The 19,618-nt window shown below is 68.7% G+C and carries 17 protein-coding genes; 13 read left to right on the top strand and 4 right to left on the bottom strand.

The window, feature by feature from the left end; genetic code table 11:
- Positions 1-689: 689 nt before the first annotated feature.
- A complete protein-coding gene (locus ACIBTM_RS03740) occupies positions 690-821 on the bottom strand; it encodes a hypothetical protein (RefSeq protein WP_395875020.1) in 132 nt (43 codons plus the stop codon).
- Here ACIBTM_RS03740 and ACIBTM_RS03735 point away from each other — a divergent pair.
- From ACIBTM_RS03735 to ACIBTM_RS03720, 4 genes are all read left to right on the top strand, one after another.
- Positions 805-2,433 carry an ABC transporter family substrate-binding protein gene (locus tag ACIBTM_RS03735; RefSeq protein WP_395875019.1) on the top strand — a complete coding sequence of 543 codons (1,629 nt, stop codon included), beginning with the start codon at positions 805-807 and terminating at the stop codon, positions 2,431-2,433. The genes ACIBTM_RS03740 and ACIBTM_RS03735 overlap by 17 nt on opposite strands.
- Before the next feature lie 287 nt (positions 2,434-2,720).
- Positions 2,721-4,526: an ABC transporter family substrate-binding protein gene (locus ACIBTM_RS03730; protein WP_395875018.1), complete on the top strand. Its 1,806-nt coding sequence runs from the start codon at positions 2,721-2,723 to the stop codon at positions 4,524-4,526.
- 183 nt (positions 4,527-4,709) lie between these two features.
- A complete protein-coding gene (locus tag ACIBTM_RS03725) occupies positions 4,710-5,726 on the top strand; it encodes an ABC transporter permease (protein ID WP_037342474.1) in 1,017 nt (338 codons plus the stop codon).
- Complete coding sequence (locus ACIBTM_RS03720; RefSeq protein WP_395875017.1) at positions 5,719-6,651, top strand: ABC transporter permease; 933 nt, start codon at positions 5,719-5,721, stop codon at positions 6,649-6,651. The genes ACIBTM_RS03725 and ACIBTM_RS03720 overlap by 8 nt, the downstream gene beginning before the upstream one ends.
- Positions 6,652-6,852: 201 nt before the next feature.
- Here ACIBTM_RS03720 and ACIBTM_RS03715 read toward each other — a convergent pair whose 3' ends face one another.
- Positions 6,853-8,634 (bottom strand): ABC transporter ATP-binding protein, encoded by a 1,782-nt coding sequence (locus tag ACIBTM_RS03715; RefSeq protein WP_395875016.1) that lies wholly within the window; start codon positions 8,632-8,634, stop codon positions 6,853-6,855.
- 158 nt (positions 8,635-8,792) lie between these two features.
- Here ACIBTM_RS03715 and mshB point away from each other — a divergent pair, with 158 nt between their 5' ends.
- The 3 genes from mshB to ACIBTM_RS03700 are packed head-to-tail and all read left to right on the top strand — an operon-like array spanning position 8,793 to position 10,847.
- Positions 8,793-9,635: an N-acetyl-1-D-myo-inositol-2-amino-2-deoxy-alpha-D-glucopyranoside deacetylase gene (gene mshB, locus ACIBTM_RS03710; protein ID WP_395875015.1), complete on the top strand. Its 843-nt coding sequence runs from the start codon at positions 8,793-8,795 to the stop codon at positions 9,633-9,635.
- Positions 9,632-10,048, top strand: a complete 417-nt coding sequence (locus ACIBTM_RS03705; RefSeq protein ID WP_395875014.1) for a hypothetical protein — start codon at positions 9,632-9,634, stop codon at positions 10,046-10,048. Before mshB ends, ACIBTM_RS03705 begins: the two co-directional genes overlap by 4 nt.
- Positions 10,041-10,847, top strand: coding sequence for a hypothetical protein (locus tag ACIBTM_RS03700; protein WP_395875013.1), 807 nt, complete (start codon positions 10,041-10,043; stop codon positions 10,845-10,847). Before ACIBTM_RS03705 ends, ACIBTM_RS03700 begins: the two co-directional genes overlap by 8 nt.
- On the opposite strand, the gene ACIBTM_RS03695 is transcribed toward ACIBTM_RS03700, so the two are convergent.
- The gene (locus tag ACIBTM_RS03695) at positions 10,831-11,592 is read right to left on the bottom strand and encodes a site-2 protease family protein (protein ID WP_395875784.1); all 762 of its coding nucleotides are present in this window, start codon (positions 11,590-11,592) and stop codon (positions 10,831-10,833) included. The two genes, ACIBTM_RS03700 and ACIBTM_RS03695, sit on opposite strands and share 17 nt — an antisense overlap.
- A gap of 171 nt (positions 11,593-11,763) precedes the next feature.
- Between ACIBTM_RS03695 and ACIBTM_RS03690 the strand changes: the two genes are divergently transcribed.
- On the top strand, positions 11,764-12,147 hold the full coding sequence (locus ACIBTM_RS03690; protein WP_007028952.1) for a WhiB family transcriptional regulator: 384 nt from the start codon (positions 11,764-11,766) through the stop codon (positions 12,145-12,147).
- A gap of 146 nt (positions 12,148-12,293) precedes the next feature.
- Positions 12,294-15,551 (top strand): glycosyltransferase, encoded by a 3,258-nt coding sequence (locus tag ACIBTM_RS03685; RefSeq protein ID WP_395875012.1) that lies wholly within the window; start codon positions 12,294-12,296, stop codon positions 15,549-15,551.
- Positions 15,552-15,874: 323 nt separating this feature from the next.
- Here ACIBTM_RS03685 and ACIBTM_RS03680 read toward each other — a convergent pair whose 3' ends face one another.
- Positions 15,875-16,306: a metallopeptidase family protein gene (locus ACIBTM_RS03680; RefSeq protein ID WP_076159697.1), complete on the bottom strand. Its 432-nt coding sequence runs from the start codon at positions 16,304-16,306 to the stop codon at positions 15,875-15,877.
- Positions 16,307-16,422: 116 nt separating this feature from the next.
- On the opposite strand from ACIBTM_RS03680, the gene ACIBTM_RS03675 reads away from it, so the two are divergent.
- From ACIBTM_RS03675 to ACIBTM_RS03660, 4 genes are all read left to right on the top strand, one after another.
- The gene (locus tag ACIBTM_RS03675) at positions 16,423-16,776 is read left to right on the top strand and encodes a DUF3499 domain-containing protein (protein WP_073848429.1); all 354 of its coding nucleotides are present in this window, start codon (positions 16,423-16,425) and stop codon (positions 16,774-16,776) included.
- A gap of 72 nt (positions 16,777-16,848) precedes the next feature.
- Positions 16,849-18,204 (top strand): phosphomannomutase/phosphoglucomutase, encoded by a 1,356-nt coding sequence (locus ACIBTM_RS03670; RefSeq protein ID WP_395875011.1) that lies wholly within the window; start codon positions 16,849-16,851, stop codon positions 18,202-18,204.
- Positions 18,205-18,256: 52 nt separating this feature from the next.
- A complete protein-coding gene (locus tag ACIBTM_RS03665; protein WP_038508557.1) occupies positions 18,257-18,478 on the top strand; it encodes a Trm112 family protein in 222 nt (73 codons plus the stop codon).
- A complete protein-coding gene (locus ACIBTM_RS03660) occupies positions 18,462-19,553 on the top strand; it encodes a hypothetical protein (RefSeq protein WP_395875010.1) in 1,092 nt (363 codons plus the stop codon). Before ACIBTM_RS03665 ends, ACIBTM_RS03660 begins: the two co-directional genes overlap by 17 nt.
- Positions 19,554-19,618: the final 65 nt, after the last annotated feature.

The following is a 19,618-nucleotide window of genomic DNA, read 5'->3' as shown; positions in this document are numbered from 1 at the left end:
ATCCGACGGACGACACACGTGATTGGTCGGACGACACTCTGACGCGACCGGCCCTGCCGTGAGGCGTCCGGCTGGACACGCGTGTCGTCCACTCGGTCACGTGTGTCGTCCGCCGGATCACACGTGCCGCCCCAACGCCGGAGGGCGCCTGCTCACTCACCGTGAGTAGGCGCCCTCCGGCGTTTCCGGCGCCGAATGTGGTCACGCACCGTATTCGATCGAGCGTTATTCGTTAAATAAAGGTCCGTTCCCGGTAATTCAGGGGAAAGTCGATCGCCCATTTCGGACGGTGTTCACAACGCCGGAACGGGGGCGGCGGAAGGACGGCGGAGCGGCCGCGCGCGCCGGTTCGCCGAATGTGGATACCGGCCGCCGCGAAACAAAGATCCTAAATGCGTCCGGATAGGACCGGCTATCGCGATCGGTTCGGTCATGAATCGTGCGGTGGCGAACATTCCGGCCGGCGTTCCGGAATGTTCCGGGTTTGCGGAACCGATTGCCGGAGTATCGCGCTCCGGTGCCGCCGAAAAGGCTCGGCGCGGCAGGAACCCCGAGGGGCTCCCGGACGTCCACCGGAGGAGGACGGCATCCGGTCGGGCGACGGCCGGGCCGATATGGGAATCTCGCTGTCGAGGCCATGTCCGGCGTGATAGCTCTATGGCGACGGGGCGAGGGACAAACCAGGAGGATCAAGGCGTGCGGTCACCGACCACAGCGGCACCCATGCTGGCGTGCGCGGCGGTGCTCCTCGCCGCCTGCAGCAACACCCCGCCCCCGCCCGTGGTCAGCTCTTCAGCCTCCCCGGTGAGTACGTCGACCACGAAGACGCCTTCGCAGGTAGTCGTGGGTGTCGACGACGTCCTCGGCGGCTACAACCCCCACAACCTCGCCGACGCTTCCCAGGTGACGTCGGCGCTCTCGCAGCTGCTGCTCCCGTCGGTGTTCCGCCCCAAGGACGACGGCAGCTTCGAACTGGACAAGAACCTGATGAAGTCCGCCGAGGTCGTCTCGCAGCAGCCGTTCACGGTCGCGTACACGATCCGCCCGGACGCCTCCTGGTCCGACAGCGCGCCGATCGCCGCGGAGGACTTCGCGTACCTCCGCGAGGCGATGCGCGACCAGCCGGGTGTCATCGGCGCCGCCGGCTACCGGCTGATCTCGGACATCCAGTCGCGCGAAGGCGGCAAGCGGGTCGAGGTCACCTTCTCCAAGCCGTACCCGGGCTGGCAGACGCTCTTCGACAACCTCCTGCCCGCCCATCTGCTCAAGGACGCCCCGAACGGGTGGCAGGGCGCGCTGGCGACGGCGTTCCCGGCCGTCGGCGGCCCGTACTCGATCAAGGGCCTCGACACCGCGCGCGGAGAGGTCACGCTGGAGCGCAACGAGCGCTATTGGGAGAAACCCTCCGCCCTCGACCGGATCGTGCTCCGTGCGGCCGATCAGGAGGGCACACTGGCCGCGCTGCGCAGCGGCAACGACCAGTTCGCGATGACGAGGACCGACGGCACCGGCCTCAAACGGCTCGGCGAACTCGGCTCCGCCGTCCAGCTGCACACGGTCGCGCGCCCCACGGTCGCCCAGATCCTCCTGCGGCCGGTGAGTTCGACGCTGTCGGATCCCAAGGTGCGCGAAGGCGTCACCGCGCTGATCGACCGCGGCAAGCTGATCACCGAAGCGACCGACGGCGGCCCGTCGGACAAGCTCCGCGCCGACGCGCAGGTCCGCGTCCCGTCGGCACCCGGTTTCCAGCCGACGATCCCGGCCCCCGGCCCGCCGTCGGCGGCAGACCCGGTCAAGGGCGAGGAACTGCTCAAATCCGCCGGATACACCAAGGAAGCCGGAACCTGGCGGAAGAACGGGAAGAACCTTTCGCTGGTCGTCGCGTCGCCCGCCAAGCAGGAGCCGTACGCGACGATCGCCAAGGAACTGACGGCGCAACTGGTGGCCGCGGGCATCGAGGTCAACGCGATCGCACCGCAGCCGAGGGAGCTGTTCTCGACCCTGCTGGCCATGCCGGTGCTCAACGGGATCCAGCAGACGACGCCGGAGGGCGCGGGCAACGTCGGCATCGACATCGCGGTGATCGGCCAGGTCACCGGCGGTCCGGACGTGGCATCGGCGCTGGCGTCCACCTTCGGCTGCCGTCCCGATCAGCTCACCGACAAGACGAAGGCCGTCGTCCCGGGGAACCCGCTGGGCTTCTGCGATCCGGCCCTGCAGCCGTCGATCGACGCCGCGCTGACCGGCGCCACCCCGGCCGCGGACGCGCTTTCGGCCCTCGAACCGGAATTGTGGCGCCGGAATGTGGCCATTCCGTTGTTCCAGCTGGCCGATACCCTCGCCATCGGCTCTGGTATTTCCGGAGTAACCGCTGGTCCTCCTATGGTGGGCCCTTTCGGGTCTGCGGTGAACTGGACGAGGGGTCCGAAGTAGCCGTTTCGAGTCCGAGTCCGGCCCTGGAGGGTGACCTTTCCCGGCACGTTCGAGTGGCGGACCGATTCCTCAAGGTAACCGGTGTATTTCTTGATGACAGCCGCAAGTTACCCTTTGGTCACGATCGCCCCGGAACTGGTGACTGTTCGTGCATTTCCTTTCTAGCGTGCACCCGCAGTGCGCCAAATGAGTGTCGCTTGGCGTGTCATAGGCTCCGGGCCATCTCACCGGAGCGGTGTGGGGTCCTGTTCCGATCTCAGGAGCCCAGTGCTAGGAGGGCACACTTCATGAGGAAGTCCAAGGCAGTCTCCGCCTGGTCGCTGGTCGCGGCCTCCGCGCTTGTGCTGAGCGCATGCAGCGGTGGCGACAGCGGCAGTACCGACCAGAACGGGTCGTCGACCGATATCAAGAGCATGGCGACCGGCAAGGCGCAGAACGGTGAGAACTTCAAGCTCGCGGACACCAAGGGCTACGAAGGCACCGTCACGGTGGGTATCGACGACGGGTACTCGGGCTACAACAACGACACGCCCGACACCAACACGTCGTACAACACCTACATCCTGACCGCCGTGCTCGCCGGCGCCGATGTGCTCGACGGCAACAACAAGGTGCTGCTGAACAACGACGTGTTCGACTCCTGGGAGGTCACCTCCAAGGCGCCGCAGACCGTCGTCTACAAGATCAAGCCGAACGTCAAGTGGTCGGACAACGAGGCGTTCGACTGCGACGACATGTACCTGGCGTGGCTGGCGCACTCCGGCAAGGCGAAGACCGCCGACGGCAAGCAGGCCTTCCTCGCCGCTTCGACGACCGGCTACCAGCTGATCAACGAGGCGACCTGCAAGGACGACCTGACCTTCGAGACCAAGTACACCGAGCCGTACCTGGACTACAAGGGCCTGTTCAACTCGACCGCGATCATGCCCGCGCACATCGTCGAGAAGAACTCGGGCGTCGCCGACATCACCAAGCTGACCCCGACCAGCGACGCCACGCAGCTGACGAAGGCCGGCGACTTCTGGACGAACGGCTTCAAGGGCTTCAAGGCCGACGTCATGCCGGCTTCGGGCCCGTACAAGATCACCGCGTTCGACGCCAACCAGAAGGCCGTCACGCTCGAGAAGAACCCGAACTGGATCGGTGGCAAGGGTGGCCCCTCCAAGATCGTCGTGAAGGCGATGGAGGACACCAAGGCCATGGCGACCGCGCTGCAGAACGGTGAGATCGACGTCGCCGCTTCGACCCAGCCCGACGCCACCGCGGCCAACACCATGAAGGGCCTTTCCGCCCAGGGTGTCACCTACGGTTCGGCCTCGCAGCTGACCTTCGAGCACATCGACCTCAACTACAAGCGCATGTTCAAGGACAAGGACCTGCGCAAGGCGTTCTTCGAGGTCGTCAACCGCCAGGAGATCACCGACAAGCTGCTGAAGGAGGTCCAGGCCGACGCGACCCCGCTGAACAGCATCGTGTTCATGCCGGGCGAGCAGGGCTTCAAGGACCTGTACAGCAGCAAGGCCGGTCTGGGCGCCGAGGCCGCGGCCAAGACGCTGACCGACGCCGGCTGGGTCAAGGGTGGCGACGGTATCTTCGCCAAGGGCGGCCAGCGCGCGTCGTTCAAGATCTCGCACAACCAGAACACCCGCCGTCAGCAGACCGTCGAGATCATCATCTCGCAGGCCAAGGCCGCCGGTATCGAGATCACGGACGACCAGGACGCCAACTTCCTGAAGGGTGGCCGTCTCGCGGCCAGCGACTACGACGCCGCGCTCTTCGGCTGGTCCGCCGCTCCGTTCAAGGCCGAGCAGAAGTCGATCTACATCACCCGTGTCGACGACAGCAGCCAGAACTACCAGGGCCTGTCGAACCCGACGATCGACTCGTCCTTCGAGGCGGCCGTGAAGGCCACCGACGAGGCCGTGCAGCTGGAGAACTACCAGAAGGCCGACCAGGCGATCGCGGACGAGTACGCGACGCTGCCGCTGTTCCAGACCCCGTCCATGTGGGCGTTCAAGGGCATCGACCGCACTTACATGCAGTCGTACAACGGTGTCCTGTGGAACGTCGGTGAGTGGGAGCAGAAGAAGTAGGGCCTTCCGCCCCGCTTTTTCACCACTCGCTTACGCGATCCTGGTGGTACGGGGGCCCGGCCACAAGCCGGGCCCCCGTACCCGCCGGAAGTAGCTGTTGACCGTAGGGTTACCGCCACTACGGTGGACAACCGGGCAGCGGTCCAGCACTTCGGCGGCCAGGCCCGGATGAGGAGCAGTTCGTTGAACCTGGTGATCTACATTCTTCGCCGTCTGGCGATATCGATTCCCGTCCTGTTGGTCGGGACTTTCCTGTGTTTCGTCATGGTCGCCGGCACCGGTGACCCGCTCGCCGAGATGAAGAGCAACCCGGCGATGAGCAAGGAAGCCATCGCGCAGATGGCCTCGCAGCTCGGGCTGGACCAGAGCATCGTGCCCCGGTACTTCACTTGGCTCGGCAACTTCGTCACCGGCGACTGGGGCGTGTCCATCGCACAGGGCAACGCGCAGGCCCCGGTGTTCCCGAAGGTCATGGCCGCGTTCGAGGTCACCTTGAAGCTCGTGGTCGGAGCCGAGATCCTCGCGCTCATCCTCGGCGTTCTCGTCGGTGTGGTCGCGGCGGTCAAGCAGTACTCGATCATCGACTACATCGCCACCACGCTGGCCTTCCTGCTGTTCTCGATGCCGATCTTCTGTGTCGCCATCGTGCTCAAGCGGTACGCGATCGAGTTCAACGGCTGGGTGCGCGACCTGGGACTGTCCGACGTGCTCGGCAATCCCTGGATCCGCACCACGAGTCCGGAATCGCTGAATTTCGACGGTCCAGGCGGATTCCTGGCCAGTTACGTCGGTGCCTATCTGTTGCCGACACTGTCCATTATGGCCATCAGCTTCGCCGCCTACAGCCGGTTCCAGCGCGCTTCGATGCTGGAGACGCTGAACGCGGACTACGTGCGGACCGCGCGTGCGAAGGGACTCGCCAACGGCCGGGTCATCTTCCGCCACGCCTTCCGGAACGCGCTCATCCCGGTGACCACGCTGTTCTCCGTCAACTTCGGTGCCGTGCTCTCGGGCGCGATCATCACCGAGACGGTGTTCAACTGGAATGGCATGGGCAAGCTGCTCGTCGAAGCCGTGACCAAGAGCGATACGCAGGTGATGATGGGATGGCTGGTGCTCATCGCCAGCAGCATCATCATCGCCAACCTGATCGCCGACCTGATGTACGGCATCCTGGACCCGAGGATTCGCGTTGGCTGACTTGAACTCCCTTATCGCGGCGGAAGGCTCCAAGTCCGCCGACGGCACGCTCCCGGACGAGGCGCTGCCCGAGCCCCAGAGTCAGGGCAAGCTGGTCCTGCGCAAGTTCCTGCGGCACAAGCTGGCGATGGTCTGCACCGGGGTCCTGCTGATCCTCGTGCTGACCGTCATCATCATGCCGATCTTCTGGCCGCACAGCTACGAGGACAGCTCCTTCCCGTCCTTCGCCAAGCCCAGCGCGGAATATCCGCTCGGGACGACGCAGGTCGGCAAGGAAATGGTGTCGCAGATCCTGCGCGGCACCCAGTACTCGCTGCTGATCGCGCTCATCGTGTCGCTCGTCGCCACCACCATCGGCACCGTTTTCGGGGCCATGGCCGGGTATCTGCGCGGTTTCACCGACTCCGCGATCTCCCGCGTGACGGACCTGTTCCTGATCGTCCCGCAGATCGCCGCGGCCGCCATCCTGGCGAAGGTGTTCGGTGGAGGCACCTGGTACATCGTCGCGATGGTGCTGGCGGCCTTCGGCTGGATGCCGATCGCCCGTATCGCCAGGGCGGAGTCGATGTCGCTGTCCCAGCGCGAGTTCGTGGACGCCGCCCGCGCGTCCGGTGCCGGGACGTTCCACATCGTGTTCAAGCACCTGGTGCCGAACATGGTCGGCCTCATCACGGTCAACGCGACCCTCGCGATCGCGCAGGCCGTGCTGATCGAGGCGGCGCTGTCCTTCATCGGGCTCGGGGTGCAGTTGCCGGACACTTCGCTCGGCCGCGTCATTCTCGAGAACTACGCGCAGCTGCAGGCGCGGCCGGCGCTGTTCTTCGGCCCGTTCATCGTGCTGGTGCTGATCTCGCTGACGATCAACTTCATCGGTGACGGCCTGCGGGACGCTTTCGACCCGCGCCAGCGTCGTCAGAAGGCGTAAGGCCCTCTTTAGCGCGTGAAGGCCTCCTTCCCTCGGCTCAGCCGCGGGAAGGGGGCCTTCACGCGCTTCAGGTCCGAGACACGCGAGTTACGGCTTCAAGCACGCGTGATGCGGCTCCAGACACGCGAGTGACGTCCAGATACACGAAAGCCCCCTTCGCCGCGTCTGGCGCGGCGAAGGGGACCTTCGGGTACTGAAGCGTCAGTCGGCCACTGGGGCCAGCTTGCCCGCCTCCCAGGCCGCACGCCGCTCGGCCTGCAGCACCGGGTCCGCGACCGGGGCGGCCGACAGCAGACGGCGGGTGTAGTCCTCGCGCGGCGAGTGCAGCACCTGGTCACGCGTGCCGACCTCGACCAGCTTGCCGTACTGCATCACCGCGACCCGGTCGGCCAGCAGGTCGACGACGGCCAGGTCGTGGCTGATGAACAGGCAGGCGAACTGCAGCGAGCGCTGCAGGTCCAGGAACAGGTCCAGCACGCGAGCCTGCACCGACACGTCGAGCGCCGAGGTCGGCTCGTCCGCGATCAGCAGCGCCGGGTCGAGCGAGAGCGCCCGCGCGATGGCGACGCGCTGGCGCTGGCCGCCGGACAGCTCGTGCGGGTACCGGTTGCGGTAGTGGCCGCCGAGCTCGACCTTGTCCAAAAGGGACGCCACGCGCTCGTTCAGGGCCTTGCCCTGCAGGAACTTGTGCAGCACCATCGGCTCGGCGATCGATTCGCCGATGGTCATCTTCGGGTCCAGTGTGGACGCCGGGTCCTGGAACACGATCGAGAAGTAGCGGCGCAGCGGGCGCAGCTCCTTGTTCGACATGTTCGTGATGTCCTTGCCCGCGATCGACACGGTGCCCGCGGTCGGGGTCAGCAGGCGGATCGCGCAGCGGCCGACGGTCGACTTACCGGAACCGGATTCGCCGACCAGGCCGACGATCTCGCCCTTGGCGATGCTCAGCGAGACGTCGTCCACCGCGCGGTTCTTCGCCTGGCCGCGGCGGCCCGGGTACTCCAGCACGAGGTTCTTGATCTCAAGCGCGGGCGCGTTCTCCTCGATCACCGCGGCGAGCTCGGAGTCTTCGAGCCGGATCTCCTCGGCGATCTTCGTGGCCTCGTCGCTGTCGGCGGAGATGCCCTCGTCGTCGAGCAGACGGCGGCCCTCGGGGCGCTGGCCCAGCACGGGCACCGCGGCGAGCAGCTTGCGGGTGTACTCCTGCGACGGCGACGCGAACAGCTCGCGCACCGGCGCCTCTTCGACGATGTTGCCCTGGTACATCACGACCACGCGGTCGGCGAGGTCGGCGACGACGCCCATGTCGTGCGTGATCAGCACGATCGCGGTGTTGAGGGTCTCGCGCAGCTTGCGCAGCAGGCCGAGGATCTCCGCCTGCACGGTGACGTCGAGCGCCGTGGTCGGCTCGTCGGCGATGATGACCTTCGGGTCGCACGAGATCGCCATCGCGATGACGACGCGCTGGCGCAGACCGCCCGAGAGCTGGTGCGGGTACTGCTTGAAGCGCAGCGGCGGGTTCGGGATACCGACCATCTCCAGCAGCTCGATGGCGCGCTTGTCGGCGGCTTCCTTCGAGATGTCCTGGTGCGAGCGGAGGGCTTCGCGCAGCTGCCAGCCGACGGTGTAGACCGGGTTCAGCGCGGTCATCGGCTCCTGGAAGATCATCGCGACCTGGTTGCCGCGGATCTTCTGGAGGTCCTTCTCCTTGAGGTCGGCCAGGTTGCGGTCGCCGAGGCGGAGCTCGCCCGCGATCCGGCTCGTCTTCGGGAGCAGTCCGAGCACCGACATCGAGGTCACCGACTTGCCGGAACCGGACTCGCCGACGACGGCGACGATCTCACCCGGCTTGACGTCGAATCCGATGCCCTTGACGGCGTTGACCACGCCCTCGTCGGTCGGGAACGAGACGCTCAGGTCGGAGATGGACAGAACCGAACCCGACACGCCGCCGAGGTCCGACGATGCTGCTTCAGTGCTCACCAAGATGCCCTTCGTGGGGGTACATATGGTCACGACGCAGTGCCCGTGACTCGCGCGAGGATAACCGAGAGTCGCCCGACTAAGGTCGGTGCTCTCCGGCTTCCGTTCCCGACACCCTATAAAGGAAAGCGCGCCGTGTTCGAATTAGTCTTCAAGCCGTGATCTCCGACCGCCCCAAATTGCTCCTGGTGCACGCCCATCCGGACGACGAAAGCATCACCACCGGTGGCACCATCGCGCGCTACGCGGCCGAAGGCGCCGAAGTGACCGTCGTCACGTGCACTCTCGGTGAGGAAGGCGAGATCATCCCGCCGTCCCTCGACGGGCTCGGTTCGTGGGCTTCCGACCAGCTCGGCGGCTACCGCGCGGGCGAGCTGGCGTCGGCCTGCGCGGCGCTGGGCGTCGCCCGGCACCGGTATCTCGGCGGTATCGGGCGTTGGCGTGACTCCGGGATGGCGGGGACGCCGTCCGCGGCCCATCCGCGCGCGTTCTCCGGCGGTGACCTCGACGAGCAGGCGGCTCAGCTCGCCGAGATCCTCGACGAGGTCCGGCCCCAGGTCGTCGTCACCTATGACGCCTTCGGGGGTTACGGGCATCCCGACCACATCCGCGCGTACGAGGTCACCATGGCCGCGGCGCCGAAGGCCGCGTCGGTCGAGAGGGTGTTCCACACCGTTTCTTCCCGCGACGCCGTCACGGCCGGGTTGGCCGCGCTGCGCGGGCGGTCGCCGTTCCGGGTCCCCGAAGACGGCGAACTGCCGGTGACGCCGGACGAGACCATCACGACCGTCCTGGACGTCGGCGCGCACATCCCGGCGAAGGCGGCCGCGCTGCGGGCGCACGAGACCCAGGTCAGCGTGCCGGCCCCGCCACATCTCGCGGACCACTTCGCGCTGAGCAACGACGTCGCGCAGCCGATCACCCCGAACGAGTACTTCGTGCTGGCCCACGGGCCGGCCGAAGGCGCCGCGGCCGATCTGTTCGGGGGACTCGCGAAGTGAGTGAGCCACTCACCTCGCGGCAGCGTCTGCTGCTCGTCTTGCTGACCTTCGACGCGTTCCTGCTCGGACTGCTCGAACTGTTCTTCCTGCCGCTCCGCCTCGACGGGATCGTGCTGCCGAAGCTCGGGGACGCGCCCATCCCGGTGACCGCGGTGCTCGCGGTGATCACGACCCCGCTGCTGGTGCGGACGACCGCCAAAGTGGTCCGGCCCACCTTTTCGGTGATTCCGCTGCTCGTCTGGGTACTCGTCGTACTCGGGATGGGCATGGCCGGCCCCGGTGGTGATCTGGTGCTGATACAGGATTGGCGTGCGCTGCTGCTGATCGGTGGCGGGGCACTGCCGGGAGCGCTGGCGCTGGGCGGAGGCCTGGGTACCGCGTCGAAGGTCGCGAAGGGAGTCAGCGGTGGGTGAAGCGATTTCGGACCGCCAGGTCGTGGCGGTGCTGCGGCCGTTCGTCCGCGCCTGCGGGCCGATGGTCGACGCGCTGCGGGACGCGGATCCGTTCGGGCTGCAGGCCAGGGGCCGCCGCCACGAAGATCTGGACGGCGTCGAACCCGGGCTGAAGGACAAGCTGCTCAACGGGATCACCTCGGTCAAGGTGCCCGGCACCGCGGCGTGGGCCGAGATGACGAACTACCAGCGGACCGACTGGTGGGTGAACCGGGTCGGCCGGTTCACCGCGCTGATCACCGCGATCCCCGGCCTCGGCGGCGCGCTCGCCGACCGGCTGCCCGTGCAGGACGCGCTCGGCTCGGCTGCGCAGGGGGTGCTCCTGTGCGCGATCGCGGGGGAGTACGGCGTGACCGACGTCGGCGCCCGCGTCCGGCTGATCGCGTGGGTCCTTTTCGAACGCGACATCGATCCGGCGATCGCGGCGGGCAAACACGCCGAATACGACAAGGCCGCCGAAGACGACGAAGCGGCGAAGCTCACCGAAGAACTCGACGACGCGAAGAAGAAGCACGGCAAGATCACCCTGAAGGCCGCCGCGGGCACGCTGTGGCGGCTCGGCCGGGGACTGCTGGGCATCGTCGAAGAACTGGAGAAGCGGCCCCGCGGCCGCCTTGTCCACCGCGCGCTCGGGAAGCTGCCGGTGGTCGGCATGGCGGGCGACTACCTCGGCGAGCGGTCCGGTCTCAAACGCGTCTGGAAACGGGCGCACGAGTGGTTCACCGCGCATCCCGAGGGAGAGCTCACTTCCAGAACATGAACGCGTCCTGGCCGTACATGGCGGCCAGCTTGAATCCACCGACAGCGTCGAAGACCGCGAAGGACCCCTGCCACAGCAACTTGCTGGCTCCGGGTACGAGGAACAGCACGGCGAACAACGCGATCGGCGCCCACGGCCGGGCCTTCGCGCCGAATTCCCGCGCGCCGGGCGAAAGGTACGGCTCGATCGCGCCCCAGCCGTCGAGGCCGGGGATCGGCAGGATGTTCAGGATGAACGTGACGATCTGAAGCAGGGCCAGGAACGACAGCCCGATCACGAGACCCGACGCCATCGGCACCAGCGCGACGACGAGGGTCAGCAGGACACCGACGCCGAGGTTGCTCAGCGGCCCGGCGAGTGAAACCCACGACTGGACCCCGCGCGACCGCAGGCGCCCGTGTTCGATCCACACCGCGCCACCCGGCAGCGGGATGCCGCCGATGAAGAGGAATACCAACGGCAGGATGATGGACAGTGCCGGATCCGTGTATTTCCGGACGTCCATGGACAGGTAACCCTTGTGGGCGACGCTGTGATCACCACCGCGGAACGCCACGACCGCGTGGCCGAACTCGTGCAGCGTCAAGGACGCGACCCAGCCGCCCGCGACGAGCAAGACGACGCCGGTGATGATGAGCGGGTCGTACTTCTGGCTGAAAATCGTGGTCGCGTCACCGAAAGCCGCCAGTACACCGCCCAGGACGGTGACCGCGAGGATGCCGAGGAAGATCGGGCTTGGCCGCACTGCTGATCTCTGCACCCCTCCAGTCTTCCGTATGCCCGATGTGAAGTTCTCGGCGTGTCCCCTTGCGCGATGAGGCGTGAGTATCCCCCGAACTCGCTACTCCGCTTGACCTGACCGCACTACACGGGTGTAATCACAGTGATGTCATTCGTCGCTGGAAGGGGGCGGCGGATGGTGTTTCAACACCGCCAGCCTGGGGAGTGCGTGGACAGCGAGGAGGCGGACGTGCGGTTGGAAGCAGATGGAAGGGAATGGGGGCAAGTCGTGGGTTGGGGTGAGGTCCCGGAGCAGCAACTGGGCGATCTCACCGAGCTTTTCGACGATGCCTCCGCGGAAGAGCAGGACTGGCAGGAACGGGCCCTCTGCGCGCAGACGGACCCGGAGGCGTTCTTCCCCGAGAAGGGCGGCTCCACCCGTGAAGCCAAGCGGATCTGCCTCGGTTGCGAGGTCAAGGACGAGTGCCTCGAGTACGCCCTCGCGCATGACGAGCGGTTCGGTATTTGGGGCGGGCTCTCCGAACGTGAGCGTAGGAAACTGAAAAAGCGAGCTGTGTGACGGCGATCTCCGGCGGCCTCGTGCGCTGGAGATCGCTTCCACATAGTGGGGCCACCAACGGGTGACAGGGTCGCGTCGTAGGGTGGCGGCACTCGACTTCGCCGCCACATCTGGAGTGCCCGTTGTCTCGCACTGCCGCGTCATCTGTGCCGCGCACGGCCCCCGTTCTGGCCATTGTGGTCTGTCACAACGGCGAGAACTGGTTGCCGCTGGCGCTTTCCGCGCTGCGGCGCAGCGGTGTCCGGCCGCGGCACATCCTCGCGGTCGACACCGGATCCACCGACGGGACGGCGAAGATCCTCGCCGACGCGGCATCTTCCGGCGAGTCGCCGGTCTTGGACGGAATTCTCACTCTCTCCGGTGATGTCGGCTTCGGTGCCGCCGTCGGCGCGGCCGTCGAGCACGCCGTCGAACGCTGGGGTGACCCCGGCGGCTGGCTCTGGTTGCTGCACGACGACTGCGCGCCGGAACCCGACTGTCTCGGAAATCTGTTGGCAGCGGCCGAAAACGAGTCCGGGGCGACCGTGCTCGGCCCGCTCGCGGTCGACTGGAGCGACCCTCGCCTGATCGTCGAAGCCGGCTTGTCGACCGACGCCATCGGTCATCGGCAGCAGATCTCACCGGACGAGACGGACACCGCGGTGCTCGCCGTGCCGAGCGCGGGATCGCTGGTGCGCCGGGAAGTCTGGCACGACCTCGGTGGTTACGACCCAGGCTTTCCCTTGCTGCGCGAGGATCTCGACTTCGGCTGGCGGGCCAACGCCGCGGGCGGCCGCGTGCTTTCGGTGCCGTCGGCCCGGCTGCGGCACGCCCGCGCGCTCAGCACCGGACAACGCGAACCGGACGCCCTCGGGCTTCCCCTCGCGACGGCGAACCGCGCGCACGGGCTCCGGGTGTTCCTCGTCAATTGCCCGCCACTGTCCTTTTGGTTCGGTCTTTTTCGAATTCCGGTCTTCGCGGTGCTGCGGGCGCTCGCGTTCCTGGTGCTGCGGCGCACCGGCGAGGCGAGCGCGGAACTCGCGGCCACCTGGCATCTGCTGCGCGGTCGCGGCGGATTGCGCGCGGCCCGCGCGGAACGCCGGAAGACCGGCAGGCCGGGTGCGGTCCGGGGGCTGTTCACCGGACGGATGACGCGGGTGCGCAACGCGGTGCGCGCCGGTGTCGTCGGCCTCGTACGGCGTGGCGTGGAACGGGATTTCGCCCTCGGGACGGTGCCCGACGGCGTGGCGCAGGAGGTGGCCTGGATCCCGCCGGAGGCGTTGAAGGCCGGGCAAGATCGCCCGGTCGGTCCCGGCGCGCTGCCCGCGGGGGCCATGCGCGGCGTCGGCTCGCGGGGGACGGGCCTTCGGCGGCCCAGCGCGGTCGTCGCGGTCGCGGTTCCCGAAAAGCCCGAGACGGAGGGGCCGAAACCGTCGCCGGTGCCGCGGGACGGCGGGCGGCGGCCGGAACCGGAACTCGTCTTCGTCGAGGTCGACCGGAAGCGGGTGCTCGGCGCGACCGTGTTCGCCCCGCCGGTGCTCATGCTCGTCGTGCTGACGGCGCTCGCGTTCGTGGTCAACGGATCCCGGCTCGGGCTCGATCTCTTCGGCGGGAAACTGCTGCCGGTCGGCGGGCTCGGCGAGATCTGGGCGTCGTATCTCGCGCCGTGGCACGCGATCGCCGGCGGGACGGCGAGTCCCGCGCCCGCGACACTGCCGGTGCTGGGCACGATCGGCGCGATCTTCACCCCGATCGGCGGTCCCGCGGCGCTGGTCGCGATCCTGCTGATCGGCGACATCCCACTCGCCGCGCTGAGCGCGTACGTGGCCACTCGGCACCTTCGCGTGCGTCGCTGGGTGCGTGCCGTCGCGGCGGCGGCGTACGGCGTGCTTCCCGCGGCCACGGCTTCGGTCGCGCAGGGACGGCTCGACGTCGTCGTCGTGCATCTGCTGCTGCCGCTGGTGATCGCGGGCATCGTGGGGCTGCTGGTCCGCGCCGATTCGCGCTGGCTGCACGTGTCGGCGTTGAGCGCGATCGGGCTGGCGCTGATCGGGGCCTTCTCTCCGCTGGCGCACGCGCTGGCGTTGGTCGGGCTGGTGATCGGGTTCGTCGTGCTGCCTTCGCCGACCGGGCTCGCGCGGCGGATCGCGTCGGTCGGCATCGTGGTCTTCCTGCCGCTGGCGTTGTTGCTGCCGTGGCCGAGTGTGCTCCTGAGGCATCCGGAACTGCTGTTGCACGGGCTCGGCGGGGGCGCCACGGCCGCGTCCGGCGCCGATCTCGCCGGGCTGGACCCGGGCGGCCCCGGCGCCTGGCCGATCGGGGTGGCGCTGGTCGCGGCCGCGATCGTCGCGCTGGTGGTCCGGCCGACGAAGGGCGCGGGCGGCGGTGTCGCGGTCGTCGTACTGGGTGCGCTCGGGCTCGTCGCGGTGCGGTTCGTGGCGGTGACGCCGATGTCCGGTGGTGCGCACGCGACCGGGTACGCCGGGGTGCCGCTGCTGGTGATCGGCGCGGGTCTGTTGTGGACGGTGCTGGCGACCTGGCAGCGGGGCGGTTCCGGGGTCGGCCCCGCGCCGTGGCTGGCGAAGGTCACGGCCGTTGCCGGGGTGCTCGTGCTGCTGGCACTGGCGACCGGCGCGGTCGTCGCCGGACGGGAAGGGCCTCTGCGGGCGGGCCAGCGTCCCTCGCTGGCACCGGAGATTTCGGCGGAACTGGCTACGAGTGGCCGCTCGGTACTGGTGATCGGTTCCGGTCAGGATGGTGCCCGGCAGACCGGTGGGCGGTTGCCGGCTTTCGGCGACGACGAATTCGCGCCGACACCGGGCAGCGCCGATCGACTCGCCTCGTGGCGCCGGGACCTCCTGCAAGGCTCGCCGGACGCGGTGAAGCAGGCCTTCGCGGCCGCTTTGGCCTCGGGGGTCTCGTATGTGGTGCTGCCGAGTGGTGCCGACGGCGGTGCTTTCGTCGAACTCGCGCGTGACCTGGTCGCTCCGGCGGCGCCGACCTCCGACGGGCGGCCGGTGCTGCGGTTGCTGCCCGCCGGTGGGCAGGTGGCGCTGATCTCGCCGGAACTGGCGCAGGCGGCCGTGACCGGGAAGGGCGCGCCGGGAGCGTCGCCCGGAGTGGCGCCGGTGCAGGCCGGGCTGCCGGACGTGCGGGTGCGCGTCTCGGAGGGGCCGACCGGGCGGCTGCTCGTGCTGGCCGCGGAGTTCGAGGCGGGCTGGCAGGCGAGCGTGGACGGCAAGGCCGTGCCGATCGTGCGGGCGTGGGGGCATCAGGTGGCGGTCTCGGTGCCGCCCACGCCTTCGGAGGTCGTGGTGGAGCATCAGGGGACGACGCGGAACCTGTTGCTGCTGGCGCAGGTGGCGGCGGTGCTGTTCACGCTGCTGACCGCTGTTCCTACGCGGCGGCGGCCTTCGGTTTCCTGAAGCTCGGCTTGTGCGGCCTTCAGGACAGCTCGACCCGCTTCGTGGGCGCTCGCCGGGGTGCCCTGCCTCCGGGTGCGCCACGGCTCAGGGTTCCCAATGTCGCATTTGGGTCGCTCAGCGTCTCAAATGCGACATTGGGAACCCTCCGGAGTCACCGGCCCCAGCCCCGCACCCTGAGTTGTCCACAGCCCCTTCCCCTTGTGGACAACTTCGCCCTCCGGAGCCGTTTCCGCAGGTCCCGTCGGTCCCGCCCGATACACTGGGCTGGGGACGCCCCCCGGGGAAGGGCGGGGGCTGGGCAGGGGGAAGCGGGATAGCGGGGGTTAGTCGCCTTCGATGACGTCGGGTTCGACGCCGAGGTAGCCCGCCACCTGTTCCACGAGGACGTCGTGGACGAGTTCCGCGAGTTCGCCGGGGTCCTTCGCGCGTGCTTCGAGGGGGCGGCGGTAGAGGACGATGCGGGCCCGCGTCGGGAGGCCGGCGCGGTCGACGCCGGCGGGAACCAGCCGCGAGAGCGGGACGGCGCCGTCGTGCAGCACGCCGTCGACTCCGGTCGGTGCGCCATCCGAGCGAACTTCGGGGACGTCGTCGACGGCGACGTCGAGCTTCGTCAGCTCGTGCCGCCACCGCGCTTCGATCGGTTCGAGCGCGTCCAAAACCAGCGCGTCGAACCTTTCCGCCCTGCTAGCGGCGGCGGGAAGGGTCGACGGATACAGCGCTCCGCGCAGGCCCCGGCCGTGCCGGTCCCGTCGCATCCGCCGTCGTTGTCGGGAATCACGAGCCGTCGCCACGCACCGAAGGGTACGCGCTCGGCGATTCAAAGCGCGTGTCGCCGGTACGCCGGGCTCGCGACGCGCTATCGTTCTCGATCGTGCGGAGCGTACGAAAGTGTTCGCGAACGGGTTGTCTCGAACCCGCTGTCGCCACGCTCACGTATGCCTACAGCGATTCGACAGCCGTCGTGGGCCCACTGGCCACCGCGAGCGAGCCGCACTCCTATGACCTCTGCGAGGCCCACGCGCTCCGGCTGACCGTGCCCAAGGGCTGGGAAGTCGTACGGCATGAAGGGGCCTTCGCCGCCCCGGATCCCTCCGCCGACGAGCTGACCGCGCTGGCCGAGGCCGTGCGCGAAGCCGGCCGTTCGGACAAGCCCGCGCCCGAGCCCGAACCCGAGGGACCGTCCGGTAGGCGCGGCCACCTGCGCGTCCTGCCCGGCCGCGCCTGACGCGGGGGCTCGCCGGTAGGCTTTCGAGCGCGCCAGAGGGCGTTGTAACGAGACTATTGGCGGGGAGCAGGCGTGCCAGACCTTTCGGGCATCGTGAAGGCCTACGACATTCGCGGCGTGGTCGGTGAGCAGCTGGACGCGGCACTCGTCCGCGACCTCGGATCGGCGTTCGCCCTGTTGATCAAGCCGGAGTCCGACTCCGTGGTAATCGGCCACGACATGCGCGACTCCTCGCCCGAGCTGTCCGCCGCCTTCGCCGACGGCGTGACCTCGCAGGGCCTCGACGTCGTGTCGATCGGTCTCGCCAGCACCGACCAGCTGTACTTCGCGTCCGGGTCGCTCAACCTGCCCGGCGCCATGTTCACCGCCAGCCACAACCCGGCGAAGTACAACGGCATCAAGCTGTGCCGCTCCGGCGCCGCCCCCGTCGGCCAGGACTCCGGTCTCGCGGAGATCCGCGACACCGTCGAGCAGGGCGTGCCCGCCTTCGCGGGCCAGCGCGGTTCGGTGACCGAGCAGGACGTCCTCGCGGACTACGCGGCGTACCTGCGCAAGCTCGTCGACCTCTCGGGCAGCCGTCCGCTGAAGGTCGTCGTCGACGCCGGCAACGGCATGGGCGGCTACACCGTCCCCACGGTCTTCGCGGGCCTGCCCATCGAGGTCGTCCCGATGTACTTCGAACTCGACGGCAACTTCCCGAACCACGAGGCCAACCCGCTCGACCCGAAGAACATCGTCGACCTCCAGGCGAGGGTGCGCGAGGAAGGCGCCGACGCGGGTCTCGCCTTCGACGGCGACGCGGACCGTTGCTTCGTCGTCGACGAGCGCGGCGAGCCGGTCTCGCCGAGCGCCATCACCGCGCTGGTCGCGATCCGTGAGCTGGAGAAGGAGCCTGGCGGCACCATCATCCACAACCTCATCACGTCGAAGGGAGTCCCGGAGATCGTCGCCGAACACGGCGGCAAGCCGGTGCGCACCCGGGTCGGGCACTCCTTCATCAAGGCCGAGATGGCCAAGACCGGCGCGATCTTCGGCGGCGAGCACTCCGCGCACTACTACTTCCGCGACTTCTGGCGGGCCGACACCGGCATGCTGGCCGCGCTGCACGTCCTCGCCGCCCTCGGCGAGCAGGCAGGCCCGCTTTCCGAGCTGACAGCCGAGTACTCGCGCTACGCGGCCTCCGGTGAGATCAACTCGACCGTCGACGACCAGGTCGCGCGCATGATGGCGGTCAAGGACACGTTCGGCGCCCGCGACGGCGTCGAAATCGACGAACTCGACGGGCTCACCGTGCAGCTCCCCGGCGGTGGCTGGTTCAACCTGCGCCCGTCCAACACCGAACCGCTGCTCCGCCTGAACGTCGAGGCCGCCGACGCCGAGGCCGTCCGGGCGCTGACCGAAGACGTATTGGCGATAGTCCGTGGGTAACGAATGTGTCGTGAAAACACACATAGAGATATCCCACAGGTAGGGAGTAACGATGGCCGTCACGTTCGACGCACAGTTGCTGGAGATCCTGGCCTGCCCGTCCCCCGATCACGCGCCGCTGCGGCCGGGGACGCCGGCCGATCCGGAGGCCGATTCACTGACCTGCACGGAATGCGGTCGCGTGTATCCGGTCCGTGATGGAATCCCGGTACTGTTGCTGGACGAAGCCACCGAGCCGACGACCCCGGATGGCGCCCATGCCGACGGTCCCTGACGATTCCCTGCTCGACGATCCCGCGAGGCTGGCCGAGGCCGACAGCGCGGGGCTTCTCCGTGCCGCCGCGATGGCGGGCGCCCAGGTCCGGGCGACCGCCGAAGCCGCGGCCGAAATCGAGCTGAGCGATCGCCTGGACGTCGGGCGCCCGCGCTCGCTCGTGCTGATCGACCGGCCGGGCGTCAGCCGGACGCTGACCCGGCTGGTCGCCGCGCTCCTCACTCCGTCGTGCCCGGTGCCGGTGGTCGTCGCCGAGGTGGTGCCGAGCTGGATCGGCGCGCTCGACGTGGTCTTCGCGCACACCGACGACGCCGGTGACCGGGAGCTGGCCGCCTCCTTGGAGCGCGCCGCCCGGTTCGGGGCCACCGTCGTGCTGTCCGCGCCCGCCGAAGGCCCGGTCGCGGCCTCCGTCGCGGGCAAGGGGCTGCTGCTCGCGCCGCGGCTCCCGGTGCCGCCGGAGATGGCCTTCCCGCGCGGGCTCGCCGCGGCCCTGCTCACCGCGAACGCCCTCGGCCTGCTGGTGGCCGACCTGGAGCAGCTCGCGGACCACCTCGACGCGGAAGCCGAGAAGGATTACCTGGCCAGGGACTCGTTCGCGAACCCGGCCAAGGCGATGGCGCTGAAGCTGGCCGAGCGCCAGCCGTTGCTGTGGGGGCTGGACCCGGTCGCGGTCGCCGTCGGCGAGCACGCGGCCCACGCGTTCGCCGCGCACGCCGCCGTCGTCTGTGACGTGGAGGACTACCGCCAGGCACTGGCCAGGCCCGCTTTGCGGCGGGCGGCGTTGTCCGGCGGCGTGGATCGCGATATCTTCGCGGACCCTGAGGAGGGGGCCGGCGCGACGCCGAGGGTGCTGCTCCTCTCGGTCCGGACCGGGCCCGCCGCTGAGGCGGCCCGCTATCAGGCGGAAGACCTGCTGCCCGGCGGTGACGTGATCGCCCCGGCCGAAGAGATCGAAACGGACGAGATCGTGCGTGCGGCCGTTCTCGCGCTGCGTTTCGAGCTGGCCGCGGTCTACCTGGGGCTGGCCGTCGGCAGCATCGGCGGCGCCGGAAGGTACACGCCTGCAACGGCGTGAGTCCCGAGCGCGACGTAAGCAATGAGGGCCGGCACCACCCGTGCCCGGCGAGGAGTTGAGGTGAC

It is taken from the genome of Amycolatopsis sp. NPDC049868 (genome assembly GCF_044461365.1).
Lineage (GTDB): Bacteria > Actinomycetota > Actinomycetes > Mycobacteriales > Pseudonocardiaceae > Amycolatopsis.
The sequence above is the reverse complement of the archived record's forward strand: the minus strand, read 5'-3'. Positions and strand labels throughout refer to the sequence as shown.